General features: G+C 43.5%; 18 protein-coding genes. 13 read left to right on the top strand and 5 right to left on the bottom strand.

What is annotated here, in order from left to right:
• The first annotated feature begins 11 nt into the window (after positions 1 to 11).
• Positions 12 to 944, top strand: coding sequence for an NOL1/NOP2/sun family putative RNA methylase (locus PAP_RS01620; RefSeq protein WP_048164297.1), 933 nt, complete (start codon positions 12 to 14; stop codon positions 942 to 944).
• A 26-nt stretch (positions 945 to 970) separates the two neighbouring features.
• Here the strand turns inward: PAP_RS01620 and PAP_RS01625 are convergent, their stop codons facing one another.
• A complete protein-coding gene (locus PAP_RS01625) occupies positions 971 to 1,960 on the bottom strand; it encodes a hypothetical protein (RefSeq protein WP_048164299.1) in 990 nt (329 codons plus the stop codon).
• Positions 1,960 to 2,553: a metallophosphoesterase gene (locus tag PAP_RS01630; RefSeq protein WP_048164301.1), complete on the bottom strand. Its 594-nt coding sequence runs from the start codon at positions 2,551 to 2,553 to the stop codon at positions 1,960 to 1,962. Before PAP_RS01630 ends, PAP_RS01625 begins: the two co-directional genes overlap by 1 nt.
• 60 nt (positions 2,554 to 2,613) lie before the next feature.
• Here PAP_RS01630 and PAP_RS01635 point away from each other — a divergent pair, with 60 nt between their 5' ends.
• The 5 genes from PAP_RS01635 to speB all read left to right on the top strand — a co-directional run bounded on the left by PAP_RS01635 (position 2,614) and on the right by speB (position 7,325).
• Positions 2,614 to 3,696: a saccharopine dehydrogenase family protein gene (locus PAP_RS01635; RefSeq protein WP_048164302.1), complete on the top strand. Its 1,083-nt coding sequence runs from the start codon at positions 2,614 to 2,616 to the stop codon at positions 3,694 to 3,696.
• Positions 3,697 to 3,698: 2 nt separating this feature from the next.
• Positions 3,699 to 4,361: a 16S rRNA methyltransferase gene (locus PAP_RS01640; RefSeq protein WP_048164304.1), complete on the top strand. Its 663-nt coding sequence runs from the start codon at positions 3,699 to 3,701 to the stop codon at positions 4,359 to 4,361.
• Between the two features lie 96 nt (positions 4,362 to 4,457).
• Positions 4,458 to 5,849: a sodium-dependent transporter gene (locus tag PAP_RS01645; RefSeq protein ID WP_048164305.1), complete on the top strand. Its 1,392-nt coding sequence runs from the start codon at positions 4,458 to 4,460 to the stop codon at positions 5,847 to 5,849.
• 63 nt (positions 5,850 to 5,912) lie between these two features.
• Positions 5,913 to 6,329, top strand: coding sequence for a translation initiation factor IF-5A (locus PAP_RS01650; RefSeq protein ID WP_048164308.1), 417 nt, complete (start codon positions 5,913 to 5,915; stop codon positions 6,327 to 6,329).
• A 126-nt stretch (positions 6,330 to 6,455) separates the two neighbouring features.
• The gene (gene speB, locus PAP_RS01655) at positions 6,456 to 7,325 is read left to right on the top strand and encodes an agmatinase (RefSeq protein ID WP_048164310.1); all 870 of its coding nucleotides are present in this window, start codon (positions 6,456 to 6,458) and stop codon (positions 7,323 to 7,325) included.
• A gap of 26 nt (positions 7,326 to 7,351) precedes the next feature.
• Here the strand turns inward: speB and PAP_RS01660 are convergent, their stop codons facing one another.
• The 3 genes from PAP_RS01660 to PAP_RS01670 are packed head-to-tail and all read right to left on the bottom strand — an operon-like array spanning position 7,352 to position 11,015.
• Entirely contained in the window at positions 7,352 to 9,067 is a 1,716-nt protein-coding gene (locus PAP_RS01660; protein WP_048165898.1) for a chloride channel protein, read from the bottom strand.
• Positions 9,068 to 9,083: 16 nt separating this feature from the next.
• On the bottom strand, positions 9,084 to 9,707 hold the full coding sequence (locus PAP_RS01665) for a hypothetical protein (RefSeq protein ID WP_048164311.1): 624 nt from the start codon (positions 9,705 to 9,707) through the stop codon (positions 9,084 to 9,086).
• A 33-nt stretch (positions 9,708 to 9,740) separates the two neighbouring features.
• Positions 9,741 to 11,015: a S8 family peptidase gene (locus PAP_RS01670; protein WP_048164313.1), complete on the bottom strand. Its 1,275-nt coding sequence runs from the start codon at positions 11,013 to 11,015 to the stop codon at positions 9,741 to 9,743.
• A gap of 209 nt (positions 11,016 to 11,224) precedes the next feature.
• Here PAP_RS01670 and PAP_RS01675 point away from each other — a divergent pair, with 209 nt between their 5' ends.
• The 7 genes from PAP_RS01675 to PAP_RS01705 all read left to right on the top strand — a co-directional run bounded on the left by PAP_RS01675 (position 11,225) and on the right by PAP_RS01705 (position 16,054).
• Positions 11,225 to 11,839 carry an energy-coupling factor ABC transporter permease gene (locus PAP_RS01675; protein WP_048164315.1) on the top strand — a complete coding sequence of 205 codons (615 nt, stop codon included), beginning with the start codon at positions 11,225 to 11,227 and terminating at the stop codon, positions 11,837 to 11,839.
• Complete coding sequence (locus tag PAP_RS01680; protein ID WP_048164317.1) at positions 11,836 to 12,084, top strand: PDGLE domain-containing protein; 249 nt, start codon at positions 11,836 to 11,838, stop codon at positions 12,082 to 12,084. The genes PAP_RS01675 and PAP_RS01680 overlap by 4 nt, the downstream gene beginning before the upstream one ends.
• 2 nt (positions 12,085 to 12,086) lie before the next feature.
• Positions 12,087 to 12,743, top strand: a complete 657-nt coding sequence (locus PAP_RS01685) for an energy-coupling factor transporter transmembrane component T family protein (protein WP_048164318.1) — start codon at positions 12,087 to 12,089, stop codon at positions 12,741 to 12,743.
• A complete protein-coding gene (locus tag PAP_RS01690; RefSeq protein WP_048164320.1) occupies positions 12,740 to 13,540 on the top strand; it encodes an energy-coupling factor ABC transporter ATP-binding protein in 801 nt (266 codons plus the stop codon). The genes PAP_RS01685 and PAP_RS01690 overlap by 4 nt, the downstream gene beginning before the upstream one ends.
• 17 nt (positions 13,541 to 13,557) lie before the next feature.
• Positions 13,558 to 14,028, top strand: coding sequence for a hypothetical protein (locus tag PAP_RS01695; RefSeq protein WP_048164322.1), 471 nt, complete (start codon positions 13,558 to 13,560; stop codon positions 14,026 to 14,028).
• Between the two features lie 207 nt (positions 14,029 to 14,235).
• The gene (locus tag PAP_RS01700) at positions 14,236 to 15,015 is read left to right on the top strand and encodes a putative RNA uridine N3 methyltransferase (protein WP_048164324.1); all 780 of its coding nucleotides are present in this window, start codon (positions 14,236 to 14,238) and stop codon (positions 15,013 to 15,015) included.
• Position 15,016: 1 nt separating this feature from the next.
• Entirely contained in the window at positions 15,017 to 16,054 is a 1,038-nt protein-coding gene (locus tag PAP_RS01705) for a 50S ribosomal protein L3 (RefSeq protein WP_048164325.1), read from the top strand.
• The last annotated feature ends 4 nt before the right edge of the window (positions 16,055 to 16,058 follow it).

Consider the following 16,058-nt stretch of genomic DNA (forward strand, 5'->3'; position numbering starts at 1 on the left):
TAGCTTAAGTCATGCTTGAAAAACTCTTTAGCTTAGGTTATGCAAAAGACTTTGCCGAGCGCTATTACCAGCTCTGGGGTGAGAGAGCCTTAAGGATAGCTGAAGCTATGGAAAAGCCCCTTCCAAGATGCTTTCGGGTGAACACGCTTAGGGTTGAAGTTCCTAAGCTTACCAAAATTCTAAATAAGAAAGGCTTTCAGTTTAAAAGAATCCCCTGGGCGAGGGAGGGCTTTTGCTTAACGAGGGAGCCGTTTTCTATAACCTCAACGCCCGAGTACTTAAGCGGCCTTCTTTATATCCAAGAAGCATCGTCCATGTATCCCCCGGTGGCCTTAGAGCCAAAGCCTGGTGAGGTTGTTGCCGATATGGCCGCCGCTCCAGGTGGAAAGACTTCTTATTTGGCCCAGCTCATGGAGAATAAGGGCATAATCTATGCTTTCGATGTTGGGGGAGAAAGGCTTAAAGAAATGCGCCTAAACATCTCGCGCCTAGGCGTTACAAACACAATAATCTTCCATAAGAGCTCCCTCTATATGGACGAGCTTGGCATTGAATTTGATAAAATTCTCCTCGATGCCCCCTGTACTGGGAGCGGGACGATACACAAAAACCCAGAGAGAAAATCGAGCAGAACAATGGAGGACGTGAAATTCTGTCAAAACCTCCAAATGCAGATGGTTAAAGTAGCGTTAGAAAACCTGAAGAAAGGGGGAATTCTTGTTTATTCAACTTGCTCACTTGAGCCGGAGGAAAATGAATTCGTCGTCCAGTGGATTTTAGATAACTTTAATGTGGAGATTTTGCCCTTAAGGTACGGCGAGCCTGCTCTAACTAAGCCCTTTGGAATTGAGCTGAGTGAGGAGATAGCAAAGGCGAGAAGGTTTTTCCCTGATAAGCATGAGACAAGCGGCTTTTTTGTTGTGAAAATTAAAAAGAATGAGTAATTTTTGGTGGACTCTTTAGGCAAACTCTAAGATGTTTTTTCTCTTTCCAAAAGGGCAGCTTCTATTTCATGCAGTTTTTCCTTTGCTTCTTCGCTTAAAAGGCTTTCAAGCTCTTTTCTTGCCGCTTCTGCAACCTCAAACTTAGAATCGAAGCCCTCTGCGACTTTTGCCCAAGATATCTTCTTCCCTTCGATGAACACATCTATGTCAGCAAAGCGCTTGTACCCTCTATACTCCAGACCTTTGAGCAGAAACTTGATTTTTAGAGGGTCTTCCCAAGTTATGAGCTTCACTTTGTAAACTTTTATTCTCATAAAGGGTCTCGGGTAGTCCCAGTCCCAGCCTTCACTCACAACAAAACCCAAGTCCAAGTCCTCCAAAACGAGCAGCAAGCGCTCTATATTTTCTTCGTATCTTTTTTCTGTGTCGTAGATTCTAATTACCACTTCTTCCCATCCTTTTGGAAGTGTTTTGTAAAGCAAAACGGGCAAATCCAGACTAAGCGTTCTGTAAAAGTCAATGAAGTCCCTTTGAATTAAAAATGCTCCCTTTAAATCGCTCAGCCCAATGGGGTTGCTTAATTTTTTATCGGTAATTAATAGCAGGGTATCATTTTCCTCTCCTTCGTTAACTCCTCTGGCAAAGCTTGTTTCTTGACCACCATACCTATTTGAGATAATCAACGAAGCACTTTCTGCACCTTTGGGAAGCCTGAGCACTAGGATATGGGGGCCCAAGTTAACCCTTTCAACAGGGGCCTTTGAGTTTAGAAGTTCCTTTAAAACGCTGTCACAGCGCATACTTACCAAAAAGGCCCCTCTTTTAAGATTCAACGTGGTTTTCCACTCTTCCGGGGGTGTCACAAATACTATTGTGTGAAATTCTTCGCTTTTGGCCATTGCGTCATTCACAGAAAGTTTTTGAACTCCGAAGAGATTGCTCAAAAACTCTTCTCCCTGCTCCACATTGGATACTCTAAGAAACACAAGTGAAGGTCCAAAACGTATTAATCTCATTACAATCCCCTCATAAGTTTATATCCTCTTTCAAAGTTTGTGCCGTCGGGATATTTAACCTTCAAAATCTTTCTGCTGGGAAGGAGTATGAAATTAACATTCAAGAGGCCATTTAATCCTTTAGGGATTATTTTAAAGCTGTGGCCGTAGAGCTTTAGATCCACATCGTTGAGCTCCAGCAAGTCTTTCGGCTCATGGGCGAGTGCTAGTTTAAGGCCTTCAATCTCTAAAATACTCCTAGGCCTTAAAATCCGGCTTTTTGTGGTGATCTTTTTTAGAATGTCTATATCATCTTCATTTCCAGGAATAATGTAAATTTTAGCGTCCGAGTTTTCCAAGATGTTCAAAAGATGCCTTAATGAGTTCTCATATTTATACCTTAATTCGGGCTTTCTTTCGAGTTTTATATTATCCACTAAGTCCCCCGTGTGAATTATGTATTCTGGCTCAATCTTCTCTATGATATTCAGGATGAAGGGGTATATGTTGTCGGGGGTGTCGCTGATGTGCATTAGCTTAGCTTCTCCGCTTTTTAAAAGCTCATCTGGGATGTGGCGTTTTCTAAAGAACCTAGAGATGTTGAACGATACCATTAATGTATCTTTTTCAAAAATTCTTTATATAAGTTTGGATGAAATAACGCAGGTGGTAATATGAAAGTTCTTGTGTTAGGTGCTGGAAACGTTGGGAAAGCTATTGCCTACGATTTGAGTAGGGATTTTGAAGTTTGGGTAGGTGATAAAAGCAAAGAAAGACTCGAGGATATAAAGGAGTTTGCAAGCCCTATCGAAGTTGATGCTTCAAATATGGGTGAGCTCGTGGAAGTTATGGGGAAGTTTGACCTTATAATTGGAGCTCTCCCCGGAAGGTTTGGGTTTAAAACACTCCAAGCTGCCATAAAAGCCCAAAAAGATTTGGTGGATATCTCTTTTATGCCTGAGAACCCTATGGTTCTTCATGAAGAGGCTGAGGATGCGGGAGTTACTATAATCGTTGATGCTGGATTTGCCCCTGGACTGAGCAACGTTTTGCTTGGGAGGATTTATCAAGAGCTTGACATTCTCGAGGAAGGTGTGGTGAGGGTAGGGGGGCTTCCAAAGGAGCCGAAGCCGCCGCTCTATTATAAAATCACATGGTCGCCTTATGATTTAATAGAAGAGTATACCCGACCGGCACGCTTGGTTAGAGATGGCGAGCTCGTTGAGATAGACCCTCTGAGCGAGATTAACGTGGTGAAACTGAAGAATTTCGAGCTTGAGGAATTTCCAAGCGATGGTTTAAGAACACTTTTGGAGACAATAAAGGCAAAGACATTGGAAGAACGGACATTGAGGTGGAGGGGACATCTTGAAAAGATGAAAGTCCTTAGGGAGCTAGGCTTTTTTGAAAAAGAGAACATCGATTTCACTTTGAACGTTATCGCACCTCTGATGCAGTATGAAAGCGAAGACTTTTCTATAATGCAGGTTTATGGAAGAGGTACTAAAGATGGGGTTACTGAGGAAATTGAGTACATAATGTATGATGAAGCTAAGGAATTCTCATCTATGGCAAGGGTTACTGGCTTCACAGCGGCTGTGATGGCCCGCTTGGTGGCGGAGGGGACGTGCACATTTGGAGTAATCCCGCCTGAGATTGTAGGCATGAGAAAAGATACATTTGAGTACGTAGTGAGTGAGCTTAAAAAGCGGGGAATACACATAGAGGAAAGCCGGAGGATAGTGAAAGAGGTGTGAGCATGCTCCACCTCATAATAGCGGACAGTGAGCTCGAGCTCGTTCCAAAGGAGATAACCAATCATCCGGATGTTGTTGGCTATGCAAAGAGGAGAAAAAAGCGGCCGGAGCAGGTTATCTTAGATGCCACTTATCATTACAGGGCTCTGAGAAGGATTGAAGATGGTGAAAGAAGGGGAAGACCTGATATAGTGCATTTTTGCCTCATAAATGCTTTAGAGAGCATATTGAATAAAGAGGGTAAACTCAGGGTTTACGTGCACACGCGGAATAATAAGGTGATTTACATAAAGCCTGAGACGAGGATTCCAAAGAACTACAATCGGTTTATAGGTTTGATAGAGGATCTCTTTGAGAAAAAAGCAATTCCAAAAGGCTTGAAGCTGCTGCAGTTGAAGGAAAAGCCGTTAAGCGTGCTCTTGGAAGAGGTAGGCGCTGATAAAACTTTTATAATGCACGAGGATGGGATGCAGTTAACACCGCCAAAATTTGGGGAAGTGCTTGCTCAATACGAAAATCCTGCGGTTATAGTAGGAGGTTTTCCCCACGGAGACTTTAAGAGCAGCCTTAAGGGGGAGAAGATTAGCATTTATCGCGCTTCTCTCACAGCATGGGCAGTTGTTAGTGAAGTTCTCGTAAACTACGAGAGATTTGCCCTTTTTTAATATTTAACAATTCCGCATTTAAACACTTACAGCCCACAATTAGTTTTTTATAGCATGGCTTCTTAATTTTTTAGAGCGCAATCAGGAGGGTTATCAATGAGGAGAGTGCATGTACTCATAGCGTTTTTAATCGTGGGATATATGCTGAGCATATGGAACTTCATACTAACTCCAAAATACATAATAGTTTTTGGAATGAAGGGGCTGATAGTATCTCTCATTCCAATGGCACTTGCATTGGCTTTGATATACTTTGAAATGGAGAGCACAAAGAGAACAAAATACCTCATGTATGAGTTCTTTGTTAAAGCGTCGAGAACTCCAGGCGTTGCGTTGACATTGTTACTGTTTTTGACAATAATGCTCAGTGTAACGGCCTACTACTCAAGCTTTGCCATATCGCGAGCTGCTGGCTTGGGGCAATTTTATATAGTTCTCTTGGCAATTTTGACGCTCTTAGCGTCTGCATTGCTGCTTTTAATAGCTAAAGGGAAGACTTTGGAGTTTATATCTGCAGTTTCAGTGCTTTTCATAATATTCTCCATCGTGACAGTTATTTTGATTAGAAGCGAAGCTACAGCACAAATTACAAATAAGGATTCTCTTCTATACTTAACTCAGACTATGGAGTCATTAAAGTCGTTTGACCATAAAATGACCTTTGCAAGCATTGTTCAGTTGCTTTTAATTACGCTAGTGGGCTTCGGTTTGGGTGCGGGCTTTTACTATGTTTTAGGAAGCTTTATACCTGAAGACATGGATACAAAGAAAGTTATCGCTGGTGTATTGGTTTTGCAGGTGCTTTTGAGCTTTGTGGCTGCTTTGATTGTGGTTTACTCTCTTGGCTTTGCCCATCAAAGTTATAGGGCGAGCTTTACAAACCTAGCAGAGTCTCCAGAGAAATCTTTTGAGATGTACAGGCAGTTCAACATGCTTTTGGTTTACACAAGGAATAGCACTGCTACGCCGTTGGAGTCGATTAACGCAATTTACAGCATTCCTATTATCCTGAAAGAAGGTGGGATAGAGGGGGCTTCGAAAATTATATGGCTCCTAATGCTATCGATATACTTCGCTGGATTGACGACGATAATTCCTTTAATGGAAATTGGAAGCCACGCTGCCTCTGAGATCATGCAGCTTGGAAGGAAAAGGGGCATATTTGCCATCTCTCTCTTGAGCATGTTGTTAGTTGCTTTAATGTACATACAGCCCATAAAGGCAGTTATATTGGGAGTACCCTTTAGCATTATTTTGATAATGGCTGCGATGGAGGCTTTACCCATAATAACCTCGAGAAGAGTCTTTGATGAATCAGTTAGGGGATTAGTGGAAATCCTCTTTGGCTTGTTTTTACTCCTCGGATTGTTTGGGCTTTATTTTGCATTCATAAAGGGAACACTGTATGTAAAGCTTGGGGCAGTGATAGGTTTGATACTGCTTATACCCATAGCATTCAACAACCTGCTACTCAAGCCGAAAGGGTGAGCAACAAAAACCTAATAAATGATTTTTCGAAATGTGAAATGAGCATTAAAAGGGGGCATGAAAATGGGAGATAAGACAAAGATTCAGGTAAGTAAGCTTAAACCCGGAAGGTATGTTCTCATAGATGATGAGCCATGCAGAATTGCCAACATTACGGTATCTTCACCAGGAAAGCACGGTTCAGCTAAAGCTAGGATCACTGCAGTGGGTATTTTCGATGGGAAGGCTAGGAGCATTGTTAAGCCAACGAGCGCGGAAATTGATGTCCCAATAATTGACAAAAGAACCGGACAAATAATCTCTATGACCCCAGATACAGTGCAAATTATGGATATGGAGACCTACGAGATATTCGACGTTCCAAGAGCCACAGGTGTTGACGACGAAATTAAAGACAAGCTTACCGAAGGAATAAACGTTGAGTACTGGGAGACATTAGGTAGGATTAAGATAATGAAGCTCAAAGGAGAAAGCAGCTGAAGCCTTCCTTTGTTTTTAATTCTTAGAAATTGGGAAATTATCATATAGCCCTGTCCGTAAGGGCGGGGTAGTTCACTTTCGCAATTTTTATAACTTTGAGCTCAACACTCTCCTTGAGGTGAGAGTGTGGAATTCTTTTACACTTACAAGAGCATAGAGACGGCTTTACCTTTAGTTGATGTTGAGAATGCAAAATTCGCGATATTGGGTATTCCTTTTGACGGTACGACCTCGTATAAGCCCGGGGCAAGGTTCGGCCCAACGCTCATTAGGCAGGGTACAGTGAACCTCGAGAGCTATATATTAGATTATGATATAGACTTAGCAGAGCTTAACATAGCGGACATTGGAGACCTTGAGGTCGTAGCCGGCAATCCCTTGCAGACAGTAAAGATGGGCATTGAGACCATAAGAGAGCTCAAAGAGGCCAACCCGAATGTTATTCCAATAATATTGGGCGGTGAGCACTCAATGACCTACGCCCCTGTGAAGGCATTAATGCCAAAGAGCTACGTCGTCTTTGATGCCCACCTCGACTTAAGGGATGAGTATGAAAGTAACCCATGGAACCACGCTTGCGTTGCGCGCAGGATTTCAGAGCTTGGCGTTGAAATTGCTGAGTTCGGCATAAGGAGCGGCATAAGAGAAGAAGTAGAATATGCCAAGGAGAAGGGCATAACTTGGGTCCACGCAAGGGAATACAGCGTTGAGCGCTTTAAGGAAGTGGTGAAAGACTTGCCGGAGCCAGTCTACGTCTCAATCGATATAGATGCATTCGATCTCTCCATGGTGCCAAGCACCGGTACCCCAGAGGCAGGTGGCTTAAGATTTTGGGAGGTCATAGAGGCACTGGAGTGGCTTGTTAAAAACAAGAGAATAGTGGGCTTCGATATAATGGAAGTCGCAGGGATGGAGATTGGTGATGTTACTGCCCTTACAGGTGCAAAGCTCCTCTTCTACTTCATCGGCATGATGGAAAAGTTTGGGAAGCCTTAATTTTTATCTTTTGAACACTTCTTCCTTCACTCTATATACATCCCCTCAAGCCCCTTGTAGTATGCTTTATAGATGTCCCTCTTAGTCACAACTCCAACGAGCTTTTTACTCTCTAAGTCCTCAACGATAGGCAAAAGGTTTTGATCATACTCAACTAGCTTTTCAAAGGCACTTTGGGCGGTTTCATTTAAGCATGCGATGGCAAAGGGCCTGTTGAGAAAACGCTTCACCGGGAGGGCTTTAATCCTTGAGGAGCGCTTTAAGAAGTCCTTTACTCCAATAATACCCAAGACCCTAAAGTCTTTATCAACAACGGGGAAGCAGTCGTGACCTGTTTCAGCTACCAAGTGCTCCACATCTATGAGTGGCGTGTCTTCATACACGAAGACAGGCTCCTTGTTCATTATTTCCTTGACAGATATCATTTCCAAGACTATTGGCTTTCCTGTTCTTATGTGGATTCCTTTTTTCTCAAGCTTCAATGTGTATATTGAAGAGCCTTTGAGGAAGAACCTTGCTGTTAAAAAGCCCACGGTGGAGGAGGTCATTACTGCAGGGAGGAGAGCATAGCTCTTTGTTAACTCTGTTACCATAAGTATCTGTGTTATTGGTGCTTGTGTTAACCCGCTGAAGAATGCTGCCATTCCAGCTAGTGCATAAGAAGAGGGGTTAATCCCCAAGTCCGGAAAGAGGACACTTAAAATTAGTCCAAAAGCTGTTCCAAACATGGTTCCTATATAAAGGCTTGGGGCGAATATCCCACCGCTGTGTCCTGAAGATATTGTTAAAGATGTTGCGAGCATCTTGGCGAGTCCAAGTGATATCAAAAGGCCTATTGGAAGGAGTCCGCTTACAGCCATCTCCATTCCGCTGTAGCCAACCCCAAAAATGCCGTACTTTGGAAAGAGCATTCCTATCAAACCAACTCCAAGTCCTCCAAGAACTAAGTTCCATGCTCTAGCTTGTTTTTCAAATACATCGGTCAGCAGGTAAATGAACTTCGCGTAGGCTGCAGCTAAAACTCCAAAGAGCAGTCCCATAGCAAAGAAGAAGGGCAGCTCAACCAAGGCATGTCCGGTGTTTAAGGGGATTGATACTTCAAATGCTCTTTTTAGCATGAGTAGTGTTACAGCATTTCCTACAACCGCAGCTATGACAATAGGAACGAGATTTATTGAAAAAGCACCCATATATATCACTTCAAGGGCAAACATGGCCCCAGAGAGAGGAGTATTAAAAGTTCCTGCTATTCCCGCGGCAAGCCCACATGTGGTCAGGAGTTTTCTCATCTCGGGGGAAAGTTTAAACTTTTGAGTCAGCATGGAGGCTAATGAAGCTCCAATAAATCCTATAGGGCCTTCCCTACCTACACTCCCGCCGGAGCCAATAGTTATTGAGGTGGCTATAACTTTTAAAACTGCAAACTTTTTCTTAATAATGCCCTCTTTAAATATCACGGCTTCTATGACTTCTGGAATCCCATTCCCTTTAAGTTCCGGACACTTTTTTATGATCGGAATAACTATGATGCTCCCGAGGGCAGGGAGGAAAATGTAGCCAAGGTTGTAGCCGTGGAACTCAAAGGTTATTATCGGTAGAACCATCTCAAAGAAAATCGAGTGGGTGTACTTTATTAACTCCCTGAAGAGAACTGCTCCTAGTCCTCCAACTATCCCTGCAACAGCTGAAAAGCTCAGAACTACTGCCCACTTTTTAATGTACTTCGTGGTCTCCCACTTCATGTTCAAACGTATGCTTTTATCCATTATTAAGTTTTAGCCTAAATGGAAATCTCTTCTCTTCTACAAGATATAAGCCAAAAAGGGCACCTAGCGTGTCCATGATTATGTCTCTTACTTTATTGCCTGCTGTTTCTCGAATAAAAGAAATCTCACCTTCACTAAGCTTTTCTGCTATCTCCCATCCTATTCCGAGAGTGAAGAAAAGCAGGAAGGAGTAAAGGATAAATTGACGCTTTTTTAAGCTGAGGTGATTTGAAAACTCATTTACTACCTCAGCTGTGATGAGCCAAACGGTCAGGCCACCCAAAAAGTGGCTTATCATGTCAGCATCTCTCCATTCCTTGTGAAAGAGATCTATGGTTGTGAAGGGTACATTTACAAGAGAAACATGAACTGCTATAAAAACTCCTAAAACCGCCATTGTTTTATCGTTGTAGATGGGCTTTAAGATATGTTTAAGCTTATCTGGTGGGTGTGGAAACTTATTTTGGACTATATCAGGGATATAGAGACCAATTAAGGCCACCAAACAACGATAGATGTGGTCTATGCGCCAATACATGAGGCCGCTTATTAAGCCGATGAAAACAATAAAACGAGATATATTAAGAACAAACTTTTCTCTTGATATGGCGATCACCTAAAAAATTTAAAAAGAGAAAGATTTAAAGTTTTAGCTCGCTACTTGCACCGCTGAATCTGCTCTAACTATGCCATATCCATAGAAGATGTCGTATCCTGAACTTCCTTTATCATCAGCTGTTGAGTGAAGTATTCCTCTAACTGTATTTGGTTCGGTGTCGTTGAAAGTACCCACGGAAATAACGGTTCCATATTCGTTGTAGTGAGCGGCTTGAATTAATGCAACGACTCCACTAACATGTGGTGTGGCCATTGAAGTACCGCTTAGGGTCTCGTAAGTGTCATCAGGGTAAGTGCTTAGTATGTCTACTCCCGGAGCGGCTATTTCCGGATTTCTGTTGCTCCACCATGGCACTTGATCGTTGCTGTCCATTGCCCCAACGGCTATTACCTCTGGGTAAGCCGCCGGATAAATTGGACTCGAAGAACCTTCATTTCCGGATGCAGCAACTATGACGACGCCATAGTCATAAGCTTGTATAATGACATCATGAAGGGCTTGAACGTCGCTTGAGCCACCGAGGCTCATTGAGATTACTTCGGCAGTGTCGTCATCAGGGTCGCCTACAACAATCGTATCATTGTCTGCATCGAGGATTCCGTCGGGACCGAGCAAAGCCTGCTCAATTCCTAATATTATGTCGCTGTAGAAACCGGTTCCACCGTTGCCTAAAACTTTAATAGCGTAAATCTCCACGTTAGGCGCGACACCAACGACGCCGATGTCGTTGTTTAATGCTGCTATACTCCCCGCTACATGTGTACCGTGGCCATTTTTATCTTTGTAATCTCTTGGATTAGTTGAAACTTTGCCTCTAAGAGTGCTAACTCCCCAAGCGATGTTTTGAGCCAAATCTGGATGGTCGTAGTCTATCCCAGTATCTAGAACGGCAACTTCTATAACTCCACCGCTTGAACCAGTTGTAATACTCCAAGCATTTGTTGCGTTTATTCTCTCAATCCCCCAAGGAATTTCCTGTGGTGGTTGGGGCCGCTTGGGCTTTCCTTTGCCCGGGGGCTTACCCAAGATTTGTGCTTCTGCATCATACTCTACTCTCACGACTCCCTTGGCTTTCTTCAAATGCTCTACTGCGGGAGCTGGAAGTTCTGCAATGACTATTGGAAAGAGCCTGCCTTTTGCTAAAACTTTTCCTCCAAGTGTTCTAACCGAGTTTTCGTTGAAGTTCCCTCTATCAATTGTTATTATCACGCGGACTTTTTCTAAGGGTGCGGCATTGCTAATGCCGGCTAATGAAACCACTAATAAAAAGATCATTATTGTTACAAGAACCCTATCAAATCGCATATGTGTTCACCTCCAAATTAAGAAATTCTACTATCTTTAGATATGTTTCAATTATATATAAGATTTCTGTAATTTTGTAATGACTCTAAGTTTCAAGTGCAGGGTTGTAATTAACCATTGGTTGCAAAAAAGTTGTTTTGAAAACCCTTTTATATGGTGCTACTTGATCAAAATTCGATAGCATCATTTAGCAATGGAGGTGAAGAAAGTTGCACATACCTGATGGATTGTTGAGCACGCCTATGATAGCGGTGACCTATTTGATTACTCTCCTCGGAGTAGTATACTCCACAAGGAAGCTTAAGGACTTCCCGGAGGATAAAATCCCACTCTTGGGACTTTTTGCAGCGGGAGTTTTCGCAGCTCAAATGGTGAACTTCCCGATTATAGGTGGAGTTAGCGGACACCTCTTAGGGGCAACGCTCGTAGCTATCCTACTAGGGCCATACGCAGCTGTTCTTGTGATGACTGCAGTCCTCTTAGTTCAAACGCTCCTCTTCGGGGATGGTGGAGTTACTGCCATAGGAGCAAACATCTTGAACATGGGTATCGTTGGAGCATTTTTGGGATATGCAGTCTACACAAAGCTTAAAAAGACCAATGAGGCCCTTGCAATAGCAATTGCGTCATGGCTTTCTGTCTTCACTGGAGCGCTTTTGACTGCGGTGGAGATAGGGTTGAGCAAAAGCCTTCCCTTTGGAAAAGTCATATCCTTAATGGCCGGTTATCATGCCATAATAGGAATTGGAGAGGCCATATTGACCGTAATTATCGTACAAGCCGTTAGGACGAGGCTTCCTGAGGTGGGGGGTGTGCCTGCATGAGGGCTATACTAAAGGGCTTAATCATTATTATAGTATTACTTGCCATTGCACTTCCATTCGCATCAGAAAACCCCGACGGCTTAGAGGCTACGATGGAAAAAGTGGGCCTTGAGGAGCATGCATTTTATGAAGCTCCCCTGGACTACGGCGAAACATGGGGACAGAGCTTGGTCATGGGAATGTTGGGTATAGTTTTAGTTTTCGCCCTTAGCTACGGTCTGACAAAGGTTTTCAAGGGGGTTTGAGTTTGTACCTCCCTTTCATTTTAGTTTACACTTTTTTGGTGGCGACTAGGAGAAGTTTAATGGAGCTGGCTTACTTTGGAATAATTTTAATTGGGTTAATCATTATACTCAAGCCAAAGAGGAGTATTTTCAAGCACTTGGGCTTTCTGCTCGGCTTTGAGGGCCTCTTGTTTGTACTAGCACTATTCAATCCAGGACAGCCCATTTTGAATACTCCCTTTGGAGTTGTAACTCGAGAGGGAGTTTACTCCTTTGTGCTCCTATTCTCGAGGGCGTTTTTAGCTTCTTCCGCTGTCGTAGTTGTATCAAACTCCATCGGCTTTCCGCGGATTTTGGCGGAGATGGAAGCTTTAAAATTCCCTCGCATTTTAGTGCTGACATTAGCGTTTACCTACCGCTACTTGGACTTGTTTAAGGATGAGGCACTCAGGATGAAGCGGGCTTTGGACTCTAGGACTTTTGGGATTGGCAAGAGAGAGTACTACAAAAAGCTTGGGGCTTTGATAAGTGAAATCTTCGTCAGAGCATATTTAAGGAATGAAAAGATTTATATGGCGATGCTCTCAAGGGGATTTGGAGAGTTTCCGAAGCTTGAGGAGGAGATAAGCTTAACGCCTTTCGCTCTCGCTTTAGTGACCCTGCTGGGTGTTTTGATATGATTGAGCTCATAGATGTTCACTTTTCCTATAGCGGCAGAGAGGTCTTAAAGGGTATAACTCTTGGAATTGAGCAGGGAGAAGTTTTTGGCCTATTGGGCCCCAATGGGGCAGGTAAATCCACTTTAATAATGCACCTAAATGGTGTTTTGAGGCCTCAAAAAGGTAAAGTCTTAGTGAATGGCATTGATGCTGCTAGGAGCCCCAGAGAAGTGAGGAAAAAAGTGGGTATAGTATTCCAAGACCCAAATGACCAATTATTTTCCCCTACGGTGTTTGAGGACGTTGCCTTTGGTCCCTATAACCTCGGGCTTAGAGGAGAAGAGCTTAAGGAGAGAGTCTTTAAAGCGTTAAAGCTCGTGGGCATGGAAAGTTATGCAGATAGGGACGTAAAGAGGCTCAGCTTTGGTGAGAAGAAGAGGATTGCCATAGCAACGGTTTTAGCGATGGAGCCCGAGGTTTTGGTATTTGACGAGCCCTTTGCAAACTTGGACTTTAAGGGGAAAAGAAAGCTTAGAGAGTTAATCGAGCGCTTTAGAGGTGAAAGAACCATAATTTTAGCGTCGCATGAAGCTGAGTACCTGACCATGTGCGACAGGGTTGCTCTAATGGACGGTGGGAAGGTAATAGCTGTTGGCACTCCGAAGGAAGTCTTCGGCAATGCGGAGCTTTTAAAATCACATAATCTGGACGTTCCTCCCCTAATTGAGCTCTTTTTAAGTCTGGGTTTGGATGTTCCAAAGGACATAGGAGAGGCAAAAACAAAAATCGCCAACTTTTTAAGCCAAAGCTCGAAGTGAAGGTTGGAGGCTTTGGAATGAAAGTTGAAGGATTTGTTGCAAGTTTGAGAAATGCGGAAAGTATAGGGGAGCTCTTCAAGCTTTTGGAGGATAAAGGCGCTCCAGTGGCGGAGCTCAGCGGTGAGAGATTCCTTATCGTCGTTGAAGGCGATTTTGAGGGAACCAAGTTTTGGACAGAGGTAAATGGGAAGAAAGCCAACCTAGTTTTAGGCGATGCGATGCTCAACTCTGCAAGCTTTCCATTCAAGTGCAAAAAGCCCTACACGGGTGGAAATGCCATATTTGTAAAGTTTGAAAACATTGAGAGCAAGGAGTTTCTCATAGCATACAAAAGCGAGGAGATAACAAAGGCATTCCATGTTAAAGACGGAAAGACTAGGAAGATTGAATTGGATGAGTACGAGGCTTTGATTGAGAAGATGCCCGAGTTTAAGGTCAAGGGCTTCAGTGAAGAGCAGATGGATATGATGGGAGCATTTTTTGGCTAAAGCTTTAATTCTGTGCTCTTTTTATGTTTTTAATGCTTTTGTGGTTTTGTGTTTTATAGTTTACCTGAGTTTACAAGCAAGGGTTACACATTGCAAAAATTTTGTATGGTGTGGAAAGGCTGTGAGGGTGGAAAAGTTCGAAAGCCTTTTAAAGCAATCTTTTTTACTCAACATCAGCTTTGATAATAGAGTAAGTAGTGACCAGTGATGACATGGCACATATTCATCCCCGATTCGCTCCTCGAGGAGAGCAAAGACCAAAAAATTAGAACCTACAAAATAGGGCAGATAGCTAGGGCAGCTTCAATATTTGGCGTCGAACACATCTGGATTTACAGGGCAGGCGGAAAAGATGGGAAGTTCATAAAGCTAATCCTTGAGTACGCGGAAACGCCTCAGTACCTAAGAAGGCACCTTTTCCCCCTCAGGGACGAGCTTAGATACGCTGGGGTCATACCTCCACTCAGAACACCTCACCACAAGCTCAAGAGCAAACCAAAAGTCGGCGAAATTCGCGAAGGCGTAATAGTTAAAAAGGGAAGAATGTACGCGGACATTGGTCTCGATGAACTTGCCGTTGTGGAGGACGGCAAGGGATTGAAAGGAAGGCATACTTTTAGAATTGTCTCCACGAAGCCTTTAAAGGTTGTCTTGGCACAACCAGAGGAGTACTGGGGGTATAAAGTCCATCTAACTAAAAAAAGCCTTGCAAAAACACTTAAAAAGGCAAGGCTTGATGTTGCAATAGCAACTTCCCGTAAAGGGGAGGATGTGAGGAGAGTAAAACTCCCCGAGTTTGAAGGAAATATAGGCTTCGTGTTTGGATCCCCCAGAAAGGGTGTGTTAGAAATATTGAGAGACTTTAATGAGGATTACGAGTTTGATTTAATCCTCAATACAATTCCCAATCAAAAAACACAAACCGTTAGAACGGAAGAAGCCGTGCTGGCAACTTTGGCGGTGTTTAATTTCATAAGGAGGGATTGAGATGGGAAAAATTAGTAGACCAAGGAGAGGTTCATTGGGCTATGCTCCAAGGAAAAGAGCAAAGAAGATAGTCCCAAGGATTAAGAGTTGGCCACAAACAGATGAGACCAGAATATTAGGATTTGCAGGCTACAAAGCCGGAATGACCCACGTCTTAATGATTGACGACTGGCCAGGAAGGCTCACCAACGGCAAGGAGATATTCGTTCCAGTGACTGTAGTGGAAGTCCCACCAATGGTGGTCTATGGAATTAGGGCCTACAAGCAAGGCTACCTTGGCTTAGAGACAGCTACTGAGGTTTGGGCTCCAAACCTAAACGGCGACCTCAAGAGAAGGATAAAGACTCTTCCAAAGAACTACAATGAGGAAGCATTCCAACAAAAGCTTGGAGAGCTCGAGGACATGATTAAAGAGGGAGAAATAGTCGAGGTCAGGGCTTTGGTTCACACCCAACCAAGGCTCATCAAGCTCAAGAAGAAGCCAGACGTCATGGAGTACGCCGTTGGAGGAAGCAGTGTTGAGGAGAAGTTTGCCTATCTCAAGGAGAAGATAGGCAACGAAATAAGGGCTAGCGAAGTCCTCAAGGAAGGAGAGCTCCTTGATGCTATAGCCGTTACTAAGGGTAAGGGATTCCAAGGCGTTATCAAGAGGTTTGGCGTCAAGCTCAGGTCACACAAGGACAGCAAGGCAAGAAGGAAGGTCGCTTCAATAGGTCCATGGCACCCAACTAGGGTCATGTGGACAGTTCCAATGCCAGGTCAAATGGGATTCCACACAAGAACAGAGTACAACAAGAGGCTCTTGAGAATAGGTGAGAATGGCGTTCTCAAGCTCGGCGACGAGGAGATAGAGATTACACCAAAGGGTGGCTTCCCACACTACGGAATCATTAGGAGTGACTTCTTGATGGTTGCAGGAACACTTCCGGGATCAATAAAGAGAATAATTAGGTTTAGGCCAGCTATTAGGCCACCTGCAAGAAAGCCACCTGTTGAAGCTCCACAAATCACCTACGTTAGTAGGGAGTCAAAGCAATGAGGTG

The sequence above is a fragment of the Palaeococcus pacificus DY20341 genome, assembly GCF_000725425.1.
Classification (GTDB): domain Archaea; phylum Methanobacteriota_B; class Thermococci; order Thermococcales; family Thermococcaceae; genus Palaeococcus; species Palaeococcus pacificus.